This window comes from Haliea sp. E17, from assembly GCF_048323675.1.
Classification (GTDB): domain Bacteria; phylum Pseudomonadota; class Gammaproteobacteria; order Pseudomonadales; family Halieaceae; genus Mangrovimicrobium.
The window spans coordinates 283,680-302,793 of record NZ_JBLWFK010000006.1 but is presented as its reverse complement, the minus strand read 5'-3'; the positions used below and the strand labels follow the sequence as shown (position 1 = coordinate 302,793).

15 protein-coding genes are annotated in these 19,114 nt (G+C 64.7%); 6 read left to right on the top strand and 9 right to left on the bottom strand.

Annotated features, from left to right (window positions below; all coding sequences use genetic code 11):
* Positions 1–200: 200 nt before the first annotated feature.
* The 3 genes from ACNKU3_RS17375 to ACNKU3_RS17365 all read right to left on the bottom strand — a co-directional run bounded on the left by ACNKU3_RS17375 (position 201) and on the right by ACNKU3_RS17365 (position 2,509).
* Entirely contained in the window at positions 201–1,622 is a 1,422-nt protein-coding gene (locus tag ACNKU3_RS17375) for a Y-family DNA polymerase (RefSeq protein ID WP_418260817.1), read from the bottom strand.
* A gap of 159 nt (positions 1,623–1,781) precedes the next feature.
* Positions 1,782–2,297 carry an O-acetyl-ADP-ribose deacetylase gene (locus tag ACNKU3_RS17370; protein ID WP_418260816.1) on the bottom strand — a complete coding sequence of 172 codons (516 nt, stop codon included), beginning with the start codon at positions 2,295–2,297 and terminating at the stop codon, positions 1,782–1,784.
* Positions 2,294–2,509, bottom strand: coding sequence for a DUF2788 domain-containing protein (locus ACNKU3_RS17365; protein ID WP_418260815.1), 216 nt, complete (start codon positions 2,507–2,509; stop codon positions 2,294–2,296). The genes ACNKU3_RS17370 and ACNKU3_RS17365 overlap by 4 nt, the downstream gene beginning before the upstream one ends.
* 327 nt (positions 2,510–2,836) lie before the next feature.
* On the opposite strand from ACNKU3_RS17365, the gene ACNKU3_RS17360 reads away from it, so the two are divergent.
* The 6 genes from ACNKU3_RS17360 to ACNKU3_RS17335 all read left to right on the top strand — a co-directional run bounded on the left by ACNKU3_RS17360 (position 2,837) and on the right by ACNKU3_RS17335 (position 10,738).
* Positions 2,837–3,799 carry a TauD/TfdA dioxygenase family protein gene (locus ACNKU3_RS17360; RefSeq protein WP_418260814.1) on the top strand — a complete coding sequence of 321 codons (963 nt, stop codon included), beginning with the start codon at positions 2,837–2,839 and terminating at the stop codon, positions 3,797–3,799.
* Positions 3,800–3,846: 47 nt separating this feature from the next.
* On the top strand, positions 3,847–5,568 hold the full coding sequence (locus ACNKU3_RS17355) for an N-acyl-D-amino-acid deacylase family protein (protein WP_418260813.1): 1,722 nt from the start codon (positions 3,847–3,849) through the stop codon (positions 5,566–5,568).
* Between the two features lie 98 nt (positions 5,569–5,666).
* Positions 5,667–7,889 carry a TonB-dependent receptor gene (locus ACNKU3_RS17350; RefSeq protein WP_418260812.1) on the top strand — a complete coding sequence of 741 codons (2,223 nt, stop codon included), beginning with the start codon at positions 5,667–5,669 and terminating at the stop codon, positions 7,887–7,889.
* A gap of 170 nt (positions 7,890–8,059) precedes the next feature.
* On the top strand, positions 8,060–8,281 hold the full coding sequence (locus ACNKU3_RS17345; RefSeq protein ID WP_418260811.1) for an SDR family NAD(P)-dependent oxidoreductase: 222 nt from the start codon (positions 8,060–8,062) through the stop codon (positions 8,279–8,281).
* A 278-nt stretch (positions 8,282–8,559) separates the two neighbouring features.
* Positions 8,560–10,515, top strand: coding sequence for an NAD(P)-binding domain-containing protein (locus ACNKU3_RS17340; protein ID WP_418260810.1), 1,956 nt, complete (start codon positions 8,560–8,562; stop codon positions 10,513–10,515).
* Positions 10,516–10,612: 97 nt separating this feature from the next.
* Positions 10,613–10,738, top strand: a complete 126-nt coding sequence (locus ACNKU3_RS17335; RefSeq protein WP_418260809.1) for a hypothetical protein — start codon at positions 10,613–10,615, stop codon at positions 10,736–10,738.
* A 6-nt stretch (positions 10,739–10,744) separates the two neighbouring features.
* On the opposite strand, the gene ACNKU3_RS17330 is transcribed toward ACNKU3_RS17335, so the two are convergent.
* The 6 genes from ACNKU3_RS17330 to leuS form a co-directional block, all read right to left on the bottom strand.
* Positions 10,745–11,854, bottom strand: a complete 1,110-nt coding sequence (locus ACNKU3_RS17330; RefSeq protein WP_418260808.1) for a helix-turn-helix transcriptional regulator — start codon at positions 11,852–11,854, stop codon at positions 10,745–10,747.
* 176 nt (positions 11,855–12,030) lie between these two features.
* Positions 12,031–13,374 (bottom strand): aromatic ring-hydroxylating oxygenase subunit alpha, encoded by a 1,344-nt coding sequence (locus tag ACNKU3_RS17325; protein ID WP_418260807.1) that lies wholly within the window; start codon positions 13,372–13,374, stop codon positions 12,031–12,033.
* 380 nt (positions 13,375–13,754) lie between these two features.
* Complete coding sequence (imuA, locus tag ACNKU3_RS17320; protein ID WP_418260806.1) at positions 13,755–14,471, bottom strand: translesion DNA synthesis-associated protein ImuA; 717 nt, start codon at positions 14,469–14,471, stop codon at positions 13,755–13,757.
* A 300-nt stretch (positions 14,472–14,771) separates the two neighbouring features.
* The gene (holA, locus tag ACNKU3_RS17315) at positions 14,772–15,785 is read right to left on the bottom strand and encodes a DNA polymerase III subunit delta (protein WP_418260805.1); all 1,014 of its coding nucleotides are present in this window, start codon (positions 15,783–15,785) and stop codon (positions 14,772–14,774) included.
* Complete coding sequence (gene lptE, locus ACNKU3_RS17310) at positions 15,785–16,333, bottom strand: LPS assembly lipoprotein LptE (protein WP_418260804.1); 549 nt, start codon at positions 16,331–16,333, stop codon at positions 15,785–15,787. The genes holA and lptE overlap by 1 nt, the downstream gene beginning before the upstream one ends.
* Positions 16,320–18,926 (bottom strand): leucine--tRNA ligase, encoded by a 2,607-nt coding sequence (leuS, locus tag ACNKU3_RS17305; protein WP_418260803.1) that lies wholly within the window; start codon positions 18,924–18,926, stop codon positions 16,320–16,322. The genes lptE and leuS overlap by 14 nt, the downstream gene beginning before the upstream one ends.
* Positions 18,927–19,114 lie beyond the last annotated feature (188 nt).

Sequence of the window (19,114 nt, the reverse complement as noted above, 5' to 3'; positions counted from 1 at the left end):
GCTACCTGGGTTGCGGGCACAGGCCTATTTTCGTGTATCGGGTTAGAAAGCGCATTCTAACCTGAGGTTCTTGTTGGTTGCCGGGTTGTTTGTGCCGGTTGCGGCTATCCCGGCTTGGGAGCCATCCACTCCTCGGATTCCTGCCTGAATTCAGGCTGCGCAACGCTGTTCCAGGTGTGGCCACCTGAACGATCCCGGCTTCAGGCAAAGATACCATGTATAAACCACCCGCGGGCCAGCCGATCGCGAAATACCCAGTAATACTGGCCCTGCTCCCCCCGGGCGATGTAGTAATCCCGGCTGACCGGTTCCAGCCACCAGTTGTCCTCGATGCGCTCCGGTCCGTACAGCAGTTGCAGCCTGCCCTGCCAGCGCAGGCGCTCGCGGTGCTCGCCCAGGGGCTGGGGGCTGGGCAGCAGCCAGAAAGGGCGCTGGGCGCAGTCGTCCACCGGGGCGTCGGCGGGCCGGGCGTTGCCGACGTGCAGGGCGCATTCCGGCAGGTGCTCGTCGCGGCAGCCGATGGTTTCCACCGCCTGCAGGCCGAGGCGGTTGCGCAGGCGGTCCAGCAGGCCCGCCAGCGGCTCGCGTTGCTTGCGCGGGGCGAACAGGTCGCTGTGCTCCAGTTCGCCGCTGTGCAGTTCGCTGCAGTTCAGGGTGATGCCCTCCACCCCGGTGCTGAGGGCCAGGCGCTCGATGCGGACGCGGGTGAGCTGGTACCAGTTTTCCCAGTCGCTGTGGCGGCAGCTGCTGCGCACCCGGATCTCGCGCAGGGAGCGGTCGACGCCCAGCAGCTGCCACTGGATTTCCCCGGTCTGCAGCTGGGTGTTGCGCAGGAAGCGGCACAGGGACTGCAGCAGTAGTTGCAGTGCCGGGTTCAGCTCGCCGTTGGCGCGCACCTCGTAGCCGAACCAGTATTCGTCGCTGAAGGCCGGGGGCGGCTGGTAGTCGGCCCGCCGGTCCTCCCTCTGGCCCAGTGCCCGCTGCAGGAAGTCGCGGAATTCGGCGCCGCAGCGACGCCCCAGCGCGGCGGGCGGCAGGGCGAGGATATCGCCGAAGCTGTGCAGTCCCGCGCGGCGCAGGGCGTCCACGGTAGTGCTGAAATCCTCCAGCAGCGCCAGCGGCAGCCCCGCCAGCCGTTGTGGCAGCGCCGCGCCGCTGTCCATGGCGACGCTTTCGTCCGCGTGGGAGAGCAGCCAGGCGGCGGTGGGCGTGGGTGCGAGGGCGCGGTGGGCCTGGAAACCGCGGCTGGCGATGCCGCTGGCCGCCTCCGCGAGCAGGGGGGACAGTCCCCGGAACAGGGCCAGGCAGCCGCTGATCTCCAGTTGCAGGCAGTCCTCCCGGTAGCTGAACAGGCTGGGGGTGATGCTGTAGGCCCAGCAGCACAGGCGCTGCAGGCTGCGGGCCTCGGCCTCGCGATCCCGCTCCAGCAGCTGGCAGGGCTCATCGCCCGCCATTGCGCGCAGCGTGGCCACGCCCATGCCCGCGCGAATCCCCAGGGCCGCGGCGTAGTCGTTGGCGCGCAGCACCCGCTGCCGTTCCAGCACGATGACCGCGCGGTCTTCCGCGTGGCTCAGGCATTCCAGGGGCAGTCGCTCGAAGCGCAGGCACAGCCACAGGCTCACGGCGGGCCTGCCCGGGAGGCCCGGTTTGCGGGGGATATTGCGGCCATTATACTGTTCATATATACAGTATTTGTGATTGGGCGCGGCTTGTCCAGCGCCGCGAAAGCGCGCGAGGGCGGTGGGGGGTATCAAGCGCCGGGCCAGGCCCGGCGCCGTGGCTCAGGGGCGCTGGCGGTAGGCGGTGTCCCAGATATCGAACACGCCCTGGTCGAAAAGGTAGAAGGTGATCTCCAGCGGGGCGAACTCGGAGGCGGCGCAGGTATCGAGGGCGATGCGCGCGGCCTGGTCGACGGGATAGCCGTATACCCCGCAGGATACCGCCGGGGCGGCTACGGTTCTGCAGTCATGCTCCAGGGCCAGGCGCAGGCTGTTGCGGTAGGCGGCGGCGAGCAGGATGGCCGGCTGGCTGGACTGCCTGAAGACCGGGCCGACCGTGTGGATGACGTAATTCGCCGGCAGTTTCCCGGCGGGAGTGATGCGCGCTTCGCCGGTGGGGCAGCGGATGCCGTCGATGGCGGGAACCTCCTGGCAGGCCGCCTTCAGCTCGGGGCCCGCGGCCCGGTGGATGGCGCCGTCCACGCCCCCGCCGCCGAGCATGACCTCGTTGGCGGCATTGATGATGGCGTCGACTTGCGCGCCAGTGATATCGCCGATCTGCAGTTTTATGTTGTTCATCCTACGCCCTCCGCTTCCATGACCAGGGTAATTACGACCTTCACGACGAACCCGAGCACGCCCATGGCCAGGGCAATGTACAGGATCAGGGTACCGAACTTGCCGGCGCGGCTGCGCCGGGCGAGATCCCAGACAATGTAAACCATCAGCAGGATCAGGGCGCCCACGCCGATGGTAACACCGTATTCAGTCAGCCATTCGTCGCCGTTCACATGGACCTCCGACACCTGCCACCGCCATAAGTGCCGCAAAGCATAGCATTCGTGAGAGGCCGCTGGCCCGGCGGTGAGAGGGGGGAGCGCTCCCCTGCTGGCGGCGGATGTGCGCAGCACGGCCCCCCCCATGGACTCGCGGCGAGGGATTTTTCCGGCGTAGATCATTTGGCCGATGTGACCCGCGGGGCCATTTGCAACACTGCGCCCACATTCCGACAGCCCGGTCCGTCGGCAAGGCCGTAAGCACCGGGGAATAATTAACAACATCGGGTGTGGCTATCCGCCTGGACGGCAGGTGAAGTCTCACGGAGAAAAGACCTGACAATGAATATCCTCGCTCAACTGGACGGTGTCGAGCTGGTACCCCTCAAGCCGGACCTGCCCTTTGGCGCCGAGGTCCGCGGCCTGAACCGCGAACACCTCGAAGACCAGGCCGTCCGGTCGGCGGTCAACGCGCTGCTGGTGCAGGCGGGGGTGATCTATTTCCGCGGTGAGGACACGCACGAGATGCAGCTGGAAATCAGCAAGTGCATCGGCGAACTGGAGCATTTTCCCTACCCGGAGACCTGGGTGGAAAACCATCCGGAACTGGTGGAGATCAAGTACTTTCCCGACAACGGCACCTGCTACGAGGTCGACGGCGAGTGTCTCGGCGGCTGGGTGCCCTGGCACACCGACCTGATCTACACCGATGCGATCAATCGCGGCGGCGTACTGCGCCCGAAGCAGCTTTCGCAGCACGGCGGTAAAACCGGATTCCTCGACCAGATCCTGGCCTACGAGCGCCTGCCGGAAGAACTCCGCCACCGGATCGCGGACTTGCACGTGGTCTATTCCCCGGATATCAACCTGGCGAACTCCCGCTTTGCCGGTTTCAGGCAGGTGCGGTTCATCCGCGGCGCGAGATCCTTCAACGAGATTATCAAGCGGGTGTACCAGCGCCCCCTGGTGCTGCACCCGCTGGTCTATGTGCAGAAGGAAAGCGGTCGCAAGGTGTTGAATTTCTCGCCCGGCTTCGCACAGGGCATCTATGAACTCGGGGGGCCGGAGGGTGAGGCACTGCTCACCGAGGTCGCCAGTTACTGCGCCAGCGAGGACTATGCCTATTACCACGCCTGGCAACCGGGCGACATGGTGCTCTGGGACAACTGGCGCGTGTTGCATTGCGCCACCGGGATACCCGTCGACGAGGAGCGCGTGATGTACCGCACCACGATCAGCGGCGACTACAAGTTGGGGCGGCGTTTGCGCTGGGAAACCGGGGAACTGGAAAAAATCGAAATATAAAACTTTTACCTGCCGGGCAGCGGCAGGGGACAGAGTGTGCAATGAACATGACTGATAATAATTTTGACCTGGTGGTCCGCGGCGGGCTGGTCTGTGACGGCTCCGGCGGCGAGCCGTTTACCGCGGACGTCGCCGTGCGCGACGGCAGGATCGTGGCGATAGGGCAGGTCGCTGGCCGCGGCCGGGAAGAACTGGACGCGCGGGACCGTATCGTCACCCCCGGCTTCGTCGACATCCACACCCATTACGACGGCCAGATTACCTGGGAAAACACCCTGAAACCCTCCTCCGGTCACGGCGTCACCACTGTCGTCATGGGTAACTGCGGGGTGGGCTTTGCACCGGTGGCGCCCGACCAGCACGAACTGGTCATGCAGCTGATGGAGGGCGTCGAGGATGTGCCGATGGAGACCATGCTCGAGGGGATTCCCTGGAACTGGGAAACCTTTCCCGAGTACATGGATGCGCTCGACCAGCGCCGCGCCGATATCGACTTTGCCGCGCAACTGCCGCACAACCCGCTGCGGGTCTATGTAATGGGCGAATCGGGCGCGCGCGGTGAGCCGGCCACCGACCAGGAACTGGCGCGGATGCGGGAACTCACCACCGAGGCGATCCGGGCCGGCGCCATCGGCGTGTCGACTACCCGCAACATGGCCCACCGCTTTCGCGACGGCCGCCTGGCGCCGTCCGTCACTGTGGATGAGCGCGAAGTGCTGGCGCTGGCCGAAGGTTTGCGGGAGGCCGGTAGCGGCGTTTTCGAGCTGTTGTGCGACGCCCGGCAGACCGCCCCGGAGCAGATTGCCTTCCTCACCCGGATCGCCGAGACCTGCGCGCGCCCGCTGACCTTCTCCCTGTTGAAGAGCGCGGACCAGCCGGAGGCCTGGCGCGAGGTGCTGGCGGGATTGAAGACCCTGAACGCGAATGGCAACGCGGTGCAGGGCCAGGTTATCCCGCGGCCGGTGGGGATTCTTGTCGGGCTCGATGTGTCGCTGCATCCCTTCGCCTTCCACCCCAGCTTCCGCGAACTGGAGCAGCTTCCTTTGGCGGAAAAAGTCGCCGCCATGCGCGATCCGCGGATGCGCCAGCGCCTGCTCTCCGAACAGGCCGACGATCCCCACGATTATTTCAGGACGGTCGTCGAGGACACCAACTGGCTGTTCCCGCTGGGCGATCCGCCCAACTATCACCCGGCGATGGAAGACAGTATCGCCAGCCGGGCCAGGCAGGCAGGCCTGGACCCGATGGAAGTGATCTACGACGAACTGTTGAAGGACGACGGTCATGCGCTGTTGTACCGCCCTTCAGCCAACCGCGACGGAGACCGTTTCGAGGGCGTTGGCGAATTGCTGCTGCACGCCGAGCACACGGTGCTGGGGCTCGGCGACGGGGGGGCGCATTACTCCATGGTCTGCGACGCCGCCTACCCGACCTATTTCCTCACCCACTGGGTCAACCATGCCGATGCCGCCAAGAACGTGCCGCTGCCCCTGGCGATAAAAAAACTGGCCGCCGACCCGGCCGCCGCCGTCGGCCTGGATGACCGCGGGCGTATCGAGATCGGCCGGAAAGCCGACCTGAACGTCATCGACATGAACAGCCTGCGCCTGTACGCACCGCGTACCGCCTTTGATCTCCCCGCCGGGGGGCGCCGACTGGCGCAGCAGGCGGATGGCTACGACGCGACCATCGTGTCTGGCGAAGTGACCTATCGCAATGGCAAGCATACCGGCAGGTATCCCGGGCGCCTCGTGAGGGGCGGTGGGTAATCGTCCGCGCCCCGGTGTCAGCACCCCACATCGGTGGCTGGCGCCGGGGCAAGGACAGGCTGTAAACAGATAATAATCACCTGGAGTTGGAGAATAACATGCGCATCAAACCTACCCTGAACACGATACTGGTCACGGGCATCGCCGCCGGCACCTACAGCGGCATGGTGGCGGGCCAGGACACATCCCCGGTGTCGGAACCCGCCGCCAGCCAGGGCGTACTGGAAACCGTCCTGGTGACGGCGCAGCGCCGCGAGGAGCGTCTTGTCGACGTGCCGATCTCGATTACCGCGCTGTCCTCCGAGGAACTGCTGCGCTCGGGTATCACCTCGACACAGGACCTGGTGCGGGTCACACCCGGACTGGAAATGGTCTATAACGGCGGCTTCATGCAGCCCTCGCTGCGCGGGGTGTCCTCCCAGGGTTCCAGCGCCGGCGACAGCTCCAACGTGGCCCTGTACCTGGACGGCGTCTATATGCCCTCGCAGCCCGGGCAAATGATGGACTTGCCGGACGCGGAGCAGGTGCAGGTACTGAAGGGCCCGCAGGGCACCCTGTACGGCCAGAACGCGACCGGCGGCGCGATTATCATCACGACGGTCTCTCCCAGCCTGGAGGAATCCGGCGGGCGGCTCAGCGCCGGCTATGGCAATTACAACGACGTCAATATCAACGGCTACTACACCACGCCGCTTGCCGACGCCCTGGCGGTCAGCGTCGCCGTCTCCAGTCATGACCGCGATGGCTTCCGCGACGACCTGGTCTACGGCGGTGAGGACAAGGGGCTGCGCTCGTCGCTGGTTCGCGGCAAGTTGCTGTTCCAGCCCACGGACAGGATCGAGCTTACGCTGTCGGGCTACAGCGCGGAGCGCAAGGACAGCAGTCCCTACAGCGGGCTGGCTTACGACAACCGCTCGGTGGGCTACCTGGCCGCCGCCGCGCTGCCCCCGGGATACGACGTGCCCGAGCCGGACTGGGATGAAACCTCGACCAGCCGGAAGGTGGATACCGACAACAGCACCTGGGGAAGCAGCCTGCTCGCCGAATTCGACCTGGATTTCGGCACCCTGAGCAGTACCACCTCCTACACCGAGTCCGATGTGGCGATGGCGGTGGACGTCGACTACTCCTTTTTCCACATGGCCAATGTCACGGTGGAGCTGGAGCAGGAGTTCTTCGTGCAGGAACTGAACTTCGTCTCCGAGCAGTTCGGCAACTGGCAATTCAGCGGCGGCCTGTTTTACATGCAGGGCAAGGAAGAATACGTCCCCAACACCTTCACCTATGCCTTCAACCCGGGGCCGGCCCCGGCGGTCAGCGAGAGCGAGGCGCTGCTGACCCCGATCCAGTACACCTGGGGCTATATCGAGAAGGAAATCTATGCCGCCTACGCCGAAGTCACCTATGACCTGGCAGAGCGCTGGCAGCTTACCGTGGGCGGCCGCTACAGCGAGGAGAAGCAGGATGTGGCGTCGAACTGGCCGGACACCCGATCATCCGTGGTTGTCGACTCACCCTACAACACCGCCTCGTTCAGCCAGTTCACGCCCAGGGCGACGCTGACCTACGCCATTTCGGACGACGCCAACCTGTACGCGAGTTACAGTGAGGGGTTCAAGAGCGGTTACCTCAGCGTGGCCGCTGCCGAGGAGCCGCCGGTGGAGCCCGAAGAGATTACCGCCTATGAGGTGGGCTACAAGGGCGAAGTGGGCGACACGCTCAGCCTGTCGGCAGCGCTGTTCTACTACGAGTACCAGGACCTCCAGGTGGCCCGGTACGAGGCGCCCAACTATATCTACGACAACGCCGCCGAGGCGAGCATGACCGGGGGTGAATTCAACGCCACGTGGCAGGCAATTCCCGGCCTGACGTTCATGGCCGGCCTGTCCTACCTGGATGCCTCCTACGACTCGTTCCCGGGTGCTACCGCCTACCGGTGGTCGCCCCTCGGCGGTAACGTCACCGTGGATTTTGACGCCAGCGACAGCGACCTGATCAGGGCTCCGGAATACACCGGATTCATCAACGCCAGCTACTCGGTGAATACCGGGCTGGGAGAGTTCGGCTTTTTCGCCGCGGCCTATTACAACGACGGCTATAACCTGGAGCTCACCGGGTCGATCGCGCAGGATTCCTACACCACCGTCGATGCCGAATTGTCGTTTACCCCGGCGGCATTCCCCCGGCTGCGCATGGCGCTCTGGGGCAACAACCTGACGGATGAGGACGTGCTGCAGAGTCTGCTGGAGACGCCCCTGGCGAGCGGTGTCTCCTATGGGCCCCCGGTGACCTGGGGCCTGCGTGCGGACCTCGAGCTGTAACGCTTCATCCAGGACCTGCCGCCCTGGCAGGCTTCCGGGTTTGCCCGGTTTTCCCGGCAAACCCGGTTTTTTCTTCGCGGTTTTACGCGCAGGTCCGGCCGCTGACACCCATCGGCCCGGCGTCACCAGCGCGCCGCCACCCCAGCCCAACCCGACACTCAGGAGTTGTCATGACCCTGCCCGTCCCTTCACCGCCCGCAGGCTCGCCACTGGAACTTGGCGGAAAGACCGCGCTGGTAACCGGGGCGGGAGCCGGTATCGGGCGCAGCATCGCCCTGGTCCTGGCCACCGCGGGAGCCCGTGTGGTGGCTGTGGGCTACGACGGGCAATCTGCCAGGGAGACCGCCGCCTGTATCGCGGGCAGTGGTGGCGGGGCCAGCAGCGTCGCCTGAATGGTGGCTTTTGCGGAGGGGTAGGGCTGGATTGGTATTTATATAGCTGACGCCTATTCAGTAAATGAGTTCAGGTATGGCCTGGGTATCTCTGTTAATTGGTGAATAATAGGCTATTAATTTGATTTATTGCGCTAGATCAATTTATTGTCGATTATTTAAAAAATGACTATTCGTCAGTTATAATGTGATCCATAGTACTTGCCAATCCCCGCAATGATAGCGGGATCTTCGAATAAGGCGCTTACAGGCAGTGGTCGACAGGGAGTAGCAATTCCATGAACAACGACATCAACGAACAGCTGGGCAGGGCCGCGGCGGACCCCGTCGCTCTGAGGAAAAACGTGGCAGGGGCGCATATCGTGCCCCTGTTGATGAGTTACGTTCACCTGACCGGCGACAAAAGCTACCTGGACAAGGTGCGTCCCTACGTCCACGGCGGCTGGGATTACCAGCAGGACATTCCCCAGGAGTTGCAGGCGCAGATTCGAAGCGGCCTGGTGGAGGCGATCGAGGGCCTCGCCGAGCGCGGTGGCGTGGTGCACCAGGACCCCCCGACCGCCGAACTCAAGGCAATGATGAACGCCGCCTGCGGCGCCGAGGTTCCGGACATGTACGTGCCGATCTTCTTCGAGGAAACCTGTTTCGGCGGGCGGGACTACCGGGCCGTCAGCTGGCGCAAGGAAGTCCCGGCCAGGCGCAAACAGGAGTTCGAGGTGGTCATCGCGGGGGCCGGTTTCTCCGGCCTGGTCATGGGTGTACGGCTGAAGCAGGCCGGGATTCCGTTCACGATCATCGAGAAAAACGCCAATCTCGGCGGCACCTGGTACGAAAACTCCTACCCGGGCATCGGTGTGGATACCCCCTGCCATTTCTATTCGTTCTCGCTGATGCCGAACCCGGACTGGCCCGAGTTTTTCAGCAAGGGCGCGGAAATACAGGCCTATCTCGAGCGTATTGCAGACGAGTTCGGTCTCCGCGAGCATATCCGCTTCAACGAGGAGATTGTCAGTGCCGAGTACCGGGAGGACTCCTGTAGCTGGGCGGTCCACTGCCGCAAGGCGGACGGGGCGGAGGAACTGCTGGAGGCCAGGGCCTTCGTCAGTGCGGTGGGTGCGCTCAACCGCCCGGCGATTCCCCGCTTCCCCGGCCTGGAAAGCTTCGAGGGCCCGATGTTCCACACTGCGCGCTGGGATCACAGCGTCGACCTGAAGGGCAAAAAGGTGGTGATGATCGGCACGGGCGCCACCGGCATCCAGGTCGGCCCGGCGATTGTCGACGAGGTGGGGTCACTGACCATTGTGCAGCGCTCGAAGCACTGGATCATCAAGCACCCGATGTACCACGAACAGGTGCCCGAGGCCGTGACCTGGGCGACCAGGAACATTCCCTATTACCTCGACTGGTTCCGCTTCGGGCTTTTCTGGGCCGCCTCGGACGGCTTCTACGACACCCTCAAGATCGACCCCGCGTGGAGCGATCCGCAACATTCCCTGAACGCCGAAAACGCCAGCATGCGCGAGGAACTCATCGCCTATGCGAAGTCGGAGGTCGGCGAGCGCACCGACCTGCTGGGAAAGACCATTCCGGACTACCCGCCCTTCGGCAAGCGCATGCTGCGCGACAACAACTGGTACCGGATGCTCTGCCGCCCGGAAGTCGAGTTGATCAATGCGGGGGTCGAGCGCATCGAGCCGGACGGGGTCGTGGTCGACGGGCGCAAGATCGAGGCGGATGTGATCGTGCTGGCCACCGGCTTCGAAGCCCATCGCATGCTCGGCCCAATGGAGATCAGGGGGCGCAGCGGTGTTACCCTGCGCGAGCGCTGGGGCGATGACAACCCGCGGGCGCACCTGGGCATCACCGTACCGGACTTTCCCAACTTTTTTGTCCTGTACGGTCCCAACACCAACCTGGCCCACGGCGGCAGCGCCTTCTTCCACAGTGAATGCCAGGTCCGCTACGTCTGTGAGGCGCTGCGCGAAATGCTGGAAAACGACTGGGATGAACTGGAAGTCAGGCGCGAACCCTATGAGGCCTACAACGCGAAGGTCGATGAGGAGCACCGGCACCTGGTCTGGTCCCATCCCGGCGTGACCAGCTGGTACAAGAACAAGGCGGGCCGGGTGATCCTGAACTCACCCTGGCGCCTGGCCGTCTACCGGCAGTACACAGCGGACATCAATCTCGCCGAATACCACTGCCGCCGGATTCCGCTGAGCGAGGCCGGTTGAGCGCAACGGCAGTATCCGCTGCGGTCACTTTACCGCGAGGGAGACGAGCCATGAGACAAACCGCGCATGCGGCGGAGACGGCCTGCCTGGCGAGGGTATGATCAGCAACTACCAGCGCCTGATCGACGGCTACCTGGCGGGGCTGGATGCGAACACCCTGGCCAGCGCTTCACAGGTGGTCAACAGTGGGTTCAATTCGCCGACCCTGGATATCGGCTTCTAGCGCAGCCTAGAGCCACAGCTCGCTGCCGACCTGCATGATATGGCTGATCAGCTGGTGCTGCTTATGAACACCGGTCTTGGCGAAAATGGCGGCCAGTTGCGCGCGCACGGTCGAGCGCGAACGCCCCAGGGTCTCGGCGGCCTCGACCAGGCTGTCCCCCTGGACAAGCCGCGCGGCGAGCAGCGCCTCGGCGGGCGTCAGGTCGAGTAACTGCTCCAGTTGTTCCGGGGTGATAGTGGTTCTCTGGCGTGAATTGCGGATCAGCACGGAAATGGTGTCCGACTGGTCGTCGCGGAACTCCTGCGGTATCTCGTTGCGCTGCAGCGTCAGCAGCCAGCTGGAGTTGCCATCGCTGGCGGTGATCCGGAAACTGTATTCCGCGTCCGCCGCGCAATCGCCCGCCAGCAGTCGCAGGCCCTCGGCCAGTTTCTCCGAATCCTTCCGGTGCGCGCAGTGCAGCTGGCCGCCCTGCACGTACAGGTCCCTGGCGGATTTCAGGATCGATTCCGCCGCCGGGTTGAGGGTGACTACCTGGCCATCGCGGCGCAGCACGACCATGCCCAGCCCGAGCCGGGTCGAGGTTTCATCGGAGATGCAGATCTGCTGTTGCTGCTGCACCAGCCGCGCATAGATGCCCGTTGCGATGTTCAGGTGGGGCAGCAGCTTCTCCATCGCCTCCAGTTCCCGGTCGCCAAAGGGCTCGGATCCTTCGGAGCGCAGGATGCGGAAGCGGAACGACATCCCGGATTGTTGGTGGGTGAGGTTGAGCGCCAGGATGTCGATCGTGCCGAGACGCTGGTTGTACTCGTAGTGCCGCTTGTGCTTTTTCCTGAATTCCTCCGCCGGCATCATCCGGCTCAATATATAGGTCTGCTGGTCGGGCAGGTGGAGAAAAGGGGAATCGTGGAATGCCTCGATCATCAGGGATGATCCGGTCAGGCCGCGGGTCTCGGAGACGAGGAGCCCCGCATCGCCGCGGTTTGGCGTACGCAGCAGCAGGGCGCAGCTGCGGCACTCGAAGTAGTCCTCGAGGATTTTCAGGAAGGACTCCCAGGGCGGGGTTTCGATCAGGCTCCCGTACAGCTCCAGTATGACCCGCTCAAGGCTGGCTGACATCCGCAAGTCTCCCCGCTCCCCGGCCTGTCGACTCCGGGTGATAGTGATGCGATCACCCGGGTACGGCCCCGTGAATTCCTGGGGAAACTTTACTCTTTCGCGGAGCCTGTGCAAGGGAAACAGTTACCGGCAGCCGGCCCGGGAGGGCCGGATCGGACGGCCGGCGCCGGCCATGGCTATTCTTCATGCAGGGGTTCGGGACCGCCGTAGCCCATGTATTCGGCGAGTGCCCTGCGGAAGTTGATCACCGAAAGCTCCCAGAAGGGGTTGGGCTTGATGGAGGACAGCCCGTCGGACTTCAGGCCCTTCTGCACAAAAGGCATATTGCCGAAGTCCTGGGACAGCAACAGGCCCCAGTGCTCACTGGTCAGTTCCTCGAGGTAGACGTTGTCTACCTCCGGTTCCTGGCCCGCGGGGAAGCGTTCGAGGTTGAACACCTCGAATATGCAACTGTCCGGGTTGTAGCCATCGGGGCGAATACGGAAGCCCATGCAGAACGTGGCGTTGGGCAGGATGATGGTATTGGGGAAGATGTTCCAGTTGATCCCCGCCAGCAGGTATTTCTCGGGGTCGATGACGGGCCATTCCACGCCGCGTTCGCGGTCGATCTTGCGGGCGATCTGCATCACTGTCGCGCTGACTTCCAGGGCCGTTGCGGTTGGCGGCAGGGTGTCGCGGGCCTGTCGGGCAGCCTCGATAATCGTGTCGGTGGTGTTCGCGTTGCAGACTTCCTTCATCTGCTGCGCCACGCCCAGCGCGATCTCCCGGGGATCGACCTTGTCCCTGTCGCCGATGTTGGTGCCGATGCCGCCGCTGCCGCCGAGGTGCCCGAGGTTGCTGTGGCGGCCCTGGGCGCCGCTCCATACGACCGCGCCGCCCCAGCGCGAGAGCATGGGGTGGGTAGTGCGGGCGTGGTAGCCCTCGTTGAATGCCTCGATGCCCACTTTCCAGTTGCAGGCCACGCGGGTCCACTTGCGCCACTTGTAGCGCATTTTGCCGATTTCGAACTGGTCGAGATAAAAAGGCACTGTTTCCAGGAAGGATTCCAGCGATTCGCAATCGGGGTCGAAGTTGATGAAGACGAAGCCGCCCCAGCGGCCGACCTTGAGCCGTGGCAGGCGCACATCCTCATCCCTGAGGGCGTCACCCCAGTCCTCCCGCTCATAGATGCTGGCGATCTCGCCGTTCAGGTGCCATTGCCAGCCGTGATATTTGCAATGGAAGCGCCCGGCGTGCCCGCAGCCCTCGGTCAGCTGCCGGCCGCGGTGCTGGCAGGCGTTGTAGTAGGCGGAGATTTCGTCTTCCCCCGAGCGGACCACGATGACCGACTGGTCGAGGATTTCGTAGGTGTAGTAGTTGCCGACGCGCGGGATTTCCTCCTCCCTGCAGGCGACCTGCCAGGTCTTTTTCCACAGGCTGTCCTTCTCATCCCTGGCGTAGGCCTCGGAGATGTAGGCGTCAACCGGCAACTTGACCAGTTTGTCGATATCGTCTGTCAGTAATGGCTGCTTGGAATTCATCGGGCTCTGCTCCGCTCTATCGTTATTACTAATGTGCAGATTGACGCATGCCAGCTGATGGCTGCCGGGCTGCCGGGCTGTCGCGGTGGGTGTGTTCACACCAGCGGTCGCGGCCTGCGTTCCATTGGGATGTGCGGTGCATTTTCGGAAAAATGGCTGCGGGTGGCATCCATCAAATGATCTAAGCGGAAAACTTCAGCAAATTGCCGTGGACTAGGAGGGGGGCGGGTTAGTCGGGGCGATTTCGCCATCCAGGCGTGATGCCCGCGAGCCGGCCCCGCGGTTGAGCGTCGGGAGCCGGGGCGGGGTTGGCGGGGGTGCCGGGCCGGCGGCTGCAAATTCCGCCAGTACCGTGACAGCCCCGGGTTCGCTGGGGGCAATCAGGCGAAGGAGAGTTGTACCCGGGGGCTCTCGACCGGAACGGCGGGCAGTTCCCACAGCTGCGGCTGCTCGGGGATGTCCTCCGCCGGGGGCAGGTCGACATCCACCTGCTGGTTGCCGCCGCGCTGTTTCAGGATATGGACCTGGCGGTAGGCGCGCATCTGCAGGCGCAGGCCAGCGGGGGCGCTGTTGCTGGCGGCCTGGTTGGCGCGGAACAGGACGGCGAGGCTGTCGCCGCCGGCGGCGGCCAGTTGCAGCTTGCGCAGTTCCCCGTAGCTGTAATCACCCGCCCCCAGCCAGCTGAACACGGCGCTGGACGTGCTGCTGCGCAGGGCCTGTTCGGTGGCCCAGAGCAGGTCCTCGCGGTTCTTCGGGTGGACCAGGAGAATCTGCCCGGTGTCGATACCGCGGGCCTTGAGCAGGGGGGCATAGGGGATGAAGGGCGGGGCGATAAAGACCTGCCAGCGCCCCTCGGCGCTGAGGCTCTGCATGGCCGGCAGGAACAGGCCCATGGCGCCGAGGCCGCAGCCGTCGCTGAGCATCTCGATGGTGCTGTCCAGGGGCCAGCCGCCGTGCTGCAGCTGGGCGTTCAGGGTGCTGTAGCCGGTGGGCAGGGTGTCCTCGTGCCAGTGGCGTGCGCTGTTGGCGGAATGGCCGGGCAGGATGCCGCGCCAGGTGTCCCGGCGACCGATGATTTCTTGCAGTGCTTCGTTCATGGCCTTACCTCGTCTGTTTTGTAAAACCGCGTTAGCTGTATGCTTGAACAGTGTATGTATGTACAGTAGTTGGGCTGTATGGATAAGGCAAGCGAAAAAGTGCAGAAAGCCGGGGGGCCTGCCTGATAAGGCGACAGGTGGAAAAGATGCCGGTTCAGTTGGAATCTTGCGCCACAGGTAGGGTGTGAAACGGTGCGGGAGCCACATGAGCCAGTGTTCAGCCCCGGCCGTTGAAGGGGTTGTATGGATGTGGCTTGGGGCGTGACCCAGGAGAAAAGCCCCTGGGGTGGCAGATATCGCTCAGCCGCGGCGGGCGAGCGCCAGCGCCAGGTTTTCCAGCTGGTCCCAGGGCTTGCCGCCGCCGGCGCCCTTGATGGCGCCATCCGCCGCGGCGGCCTGGCTCAGCAGGCGGATCAGGGAGCCGCGGTTGTGGCGCTCCAGCGCCGACTGCATCAGGCCCAGGCGGTTCTGGAACACCCGCAGGTCGGACAGTGCCTGCTGCGGACGCTGGCCCTTGTCGACCGCGCTGCGGGCCTGCTGCAGGGTGCGGATGTCCTTGAGCAGGGACCACAGGGCGACGGTGGCCTCGGTGCCCTCGGCGCGCAGGCCGCGCAGCATCTTAACGCTGCTGGCGGCATCGCCGGCGAGGGCGCGGTCGGCCATGTCGAAAATGTTGTAGCGGGCGTTGTCGGAGACCGCCCCGGTGACAGTGCTGGCGCTAACCCGGCCGTCCTCGGCCAGCAGTTTCAGCTTCTCCACCTCCTGCACCGCGGCCAGCAGGTTGCCCTCCACCCGGTCGCTGAGCAGTTGCAGCGCGTCCCGGTCGATCTCGAGGCCGGCGGCGTGCAGGCGCTGTTGCAGCCAGCGGGGCAGTTCCTGGGCCTTCACCGGCCATACCTGGATGGTCGCGCCGGCGCCGTCCAGCGCCTTGTACCACTTGCTGTTGGTGGACTGGCGGTCGATCTTGCCGGCGACGACCAGCAGGATGTCCTCGCTGCCGCTGCTTACTTCGAGGTATTCGAGCAGCGCCTTGCTGCCCTCGGCGCCCGGCTTGCCGCTGGGCAGGCGCAGTTCCACCAGCTTGCGGTCGCCGAACAGCGACATGCCCGCGGCGCTCGCGGGCAACTGGTTCCAGTCGAAGCCATTGGTGTCGGTGTCGATGATTTCGCGTTCGGTGCAGCCGGCGGCGCGGGCGGCCGCGCGCACGGCGTCGCAGCACTCCTGGACCAGCAGGGGTTCTTCCCCGCTGATCAGGTAGACGGGCAGCAGTTGTTGTTGCAGGTGTCCGGAAAGCTTTTCCGGGTAGAGGCGCATCAGGCGTCCTGGCTGGCCGCGAAGAAGGCGATCCGGCGCATGATCTGCTGGGCCAGCTCGGTGCGCATTTCCGCGCGCAGGATACGGATTTCCTCCGCCTTGCCCACCACGTTGCGCGGGTCGTTTTCCATCTGCTTGAGCACGCTGGCGTTGGCGTTGGGCATCACCTGCTTACCCTTGTCGTCGCGCACCGAGAATGTGGAGGCCAGGGTCAGTTCGAACTCCGCGGCCCGGGCCTCGGCGTTGAGCGACAGGTTCTTCTGGCTGAAACGCTCGGGGCCGAGGATTAACGTGTAGTTGGCGTCCTCGCGCTTGTCCGCCCAGACGATGCCGTTGGCGGCGAAGCGCGCCCTGATCTCGCGGCTGAACTCGCTGTTGGGGTTGCCGGTGTCGAGGTACATGGAACGCCACTCGTCGGCGACCGTGATGCCCTCGCCGGTGCCGCGCAGGTGGAAGCCGCAGGCCCCCAGGAACAGGGTGAGGAACAGCAGGGTGGCGGTAGCGGTGTGGCGCAGCATGGGAATCCCGGTCAGGTCAGTTGGCGACAATATTAACCAATTTGCCCGGCACCACAATCACCTTGCGGACCGTGGCGCCGTCGATGAAGCGCTGGACGTTGTCCTGGGCCAGGGCGGCAGCTTCCAGGGCGGCCTTGTCGGCATCCGCGGGCACGTCCATCTTCGCCCGCACCTTGCCGTTAACCTGCACCACCACTTCCAGGCTGTCGCGCACCAGGGCGCTTTCATCCACTGCGGGCCAGGGCGCGTCGAGGACATCGCCCGCGCCGCCGAGCTGCGCCCAAAGGGCGTGGCAGATGTGCGGCACGATCGGGTTGAGCATCAGCACCACCGCACGCAGGCCTTCCGCCAGCACCGCGCGGCCCTGTTCGCTGGCGTCGAGGCGGCCGAGTTCGTTGCTCAGCTCCATCACCGCGGCGATGGCGGTGTTGAAGGTCTGGCGGCGGCCGTAGTCGTCGCTGACCTTGGCGATGGTCTCGTGGATCTTGCGCCGGGCGTCCTTCTGCGGGCCGTCCAGTGCCGCGGTATCCAGCGCGGCTACCGGCCCGGCGGCTACCAGCCCCGCGGCCAGTTTCCACAGCCGGCGCAGGAAGCGGCTGGCGCCCTCGACGCCGGAGTCGGACCACTCCAGGGTCTGTTCCGGCGGCGCGGCGAACATGGTGAACAGGCGCACGGTGTCGGCGCCGTACTGGTCGACCGCGGTCTGCGGGTCGATGCCATTGTTCTTGGACTTGGACATCTTGGTCATGCCGCCCATTTCCAGCGCGCCCGCCTCGGGGTGCGAGGCGCTGACCACCTTGCCCTTGTCGTCGCGCTCCAGCAGTACGTCCGCCGGGTTGAACCAGCTCTTGCTGCCGTCGGCGTTCTGCTTGTAGAAGGAGTCGGCCAGCACCATGCCCTGGCAGAGCAGGCGCTTGAAGGGCTCGTCGCTGCTCACCAGGCCCTCGTCGCGCATCAGCTTGTGGAAAAAGCGGGCGTAGAGCAGGTGCAGGATGGCGTGTTCGATACCGCCCACATACTGGTCCACCGGCAGCCAGTAGTTGGCGCGCTCGGAATCCAGCATGCCCTCGGCGAAATCCGGGCAGGTGTAGCGGGCGTAGTACCAGCTCGACTCCATAAAGGTGTCGAAGGTGTCGGTCTCGTGCTCGGCGCCGGCGGCGTACCAGTCCGCCTTGCGCCATTCCGGGTCCGCCTTGATCGGGCTGCTGGTGCCGTCCATCACCACGTCCTCCGGCAGCAGCACCGGCAGCCTGTCCAGGGGCACCGGGATCTCGCCGCCTTCGGGCAGGTTGAGCATGGGTATCGGCGCGCCCCAGTAACGCTGTCGGGAGACCCCCCAGTCGCGCAGGCGGAAGTTGGTCTTGACCGCCCCCTTGCCCTTGTCGGCCAGGGCTTTGGCGATGGCGTCAAAGGCCTTCTTGAAGTTGAGATTGTCGAACTCGCCGGAATTGACCAGCTGGATGTCGGTCTTGCGGGCGTACCATTCCTGCCAGTTGGCGGAATCGAAGGCAGCGTCCTTGTTGTCCGTGCTGGCGATCACCTGCTGGATCCGCAGGCCGTACTTGTTGGCGAAGGCGAAGTCGCGCTCGTCGTGGGCCGGCACCGCCATCACCGCGCCGGAACCGTAGTCCATCAGCACGTAGTTGGCGACCCACACCGGCACTTCCTCGCCGGTGAGCGGGTGCACCGCGCGCAGGCCGGTGTCCATGCCCTTTTTCTCCATGGTCGCCATGTCGGCCTCGGCCACCGAGTTGGTCTTGCACTCCTCGATAAATGACGCCAGCGCGGCGTTGTCCGCCGCCAGCGCCAGGCTGATCGGGTGCTCCGCCGCGAGGCTCACATAGGTGACCCCCATCAGCGTATCCGGCCGGGTGGTGTAGACGTCGAAGGCGCCGTGGCCGTCCACCGGCGTGGCCAGGTCGAAGGTCATCTCCACGCCGCGGGACTTGCCGATCCAGTTCTTCTGCATCGTGCGCACCTGCTCCGGCCAGTCGGGCAACTGGTCGAGGCTGGTGAGCAGTTCGTTGGCGTAGTCAGTGATCTTGATGAACCACTGGGGAATCTCCTTGCGCTCCACCAGCGCACCCGAGCGCCAGCCGCGACCATCGACCACCTGCTCGTTGGCCAGCACTGTCTGGTCCACCGGGTCCCAGTTCACCGTGGCCATCTTCTTGTACACCAACCCCTTCTCGTAGAGGCGGGTGAAGAACCACTGCTCCCACTTGTAGTAGTTGGGCTGGCAGGTGGCCAGTTCGCGGTTCCAGTCAAAGCCGAAGCCCAGGCTTTTCAGCTGGGACTTCATGTAGTCGATATTGCTGTAGGTCCACTTCGCCGGCGCCGTCCTGTTCTGGATCGCGGCGTTCTCCGCCGGCAGGCCGAAGGCGTCCCAGCCCATCGGGTGCAGCACGTTCTTGCCCAGCATGCGCTGGTAGCGGGCGATCACATCGGTGATGGTGTAGTTGCGCACATGGCCCATGTGCAGCTTGCCGCTGGGGTAGGGGAACATGGCCAGGCAGTAGAACTTTTCCCGGGACGCATCGGCGTCCACAGCAAAGCTGTCGCTGTCATTCCAGTGTTGCTGGGCCTGGGCTTCCAGGGCCTTGGGGTCGTATTGCTGGTCCATGTTTGGGTTGTGCGTCTCGTGAGATAGGGGTCGTCAGACGTTCCATCGGGTGCCGGCACCGACCCGGTGAGGGTGGTGCAGGGGGCGAAATCAAGCGCCGGATTCTACCAGTAATTGACCAGTGCGGCGAAATTTGGCTCAGCTCGATTTTCTGGCCTGTGGGTTCTGCCGCCGAGCGTGAAACGGAA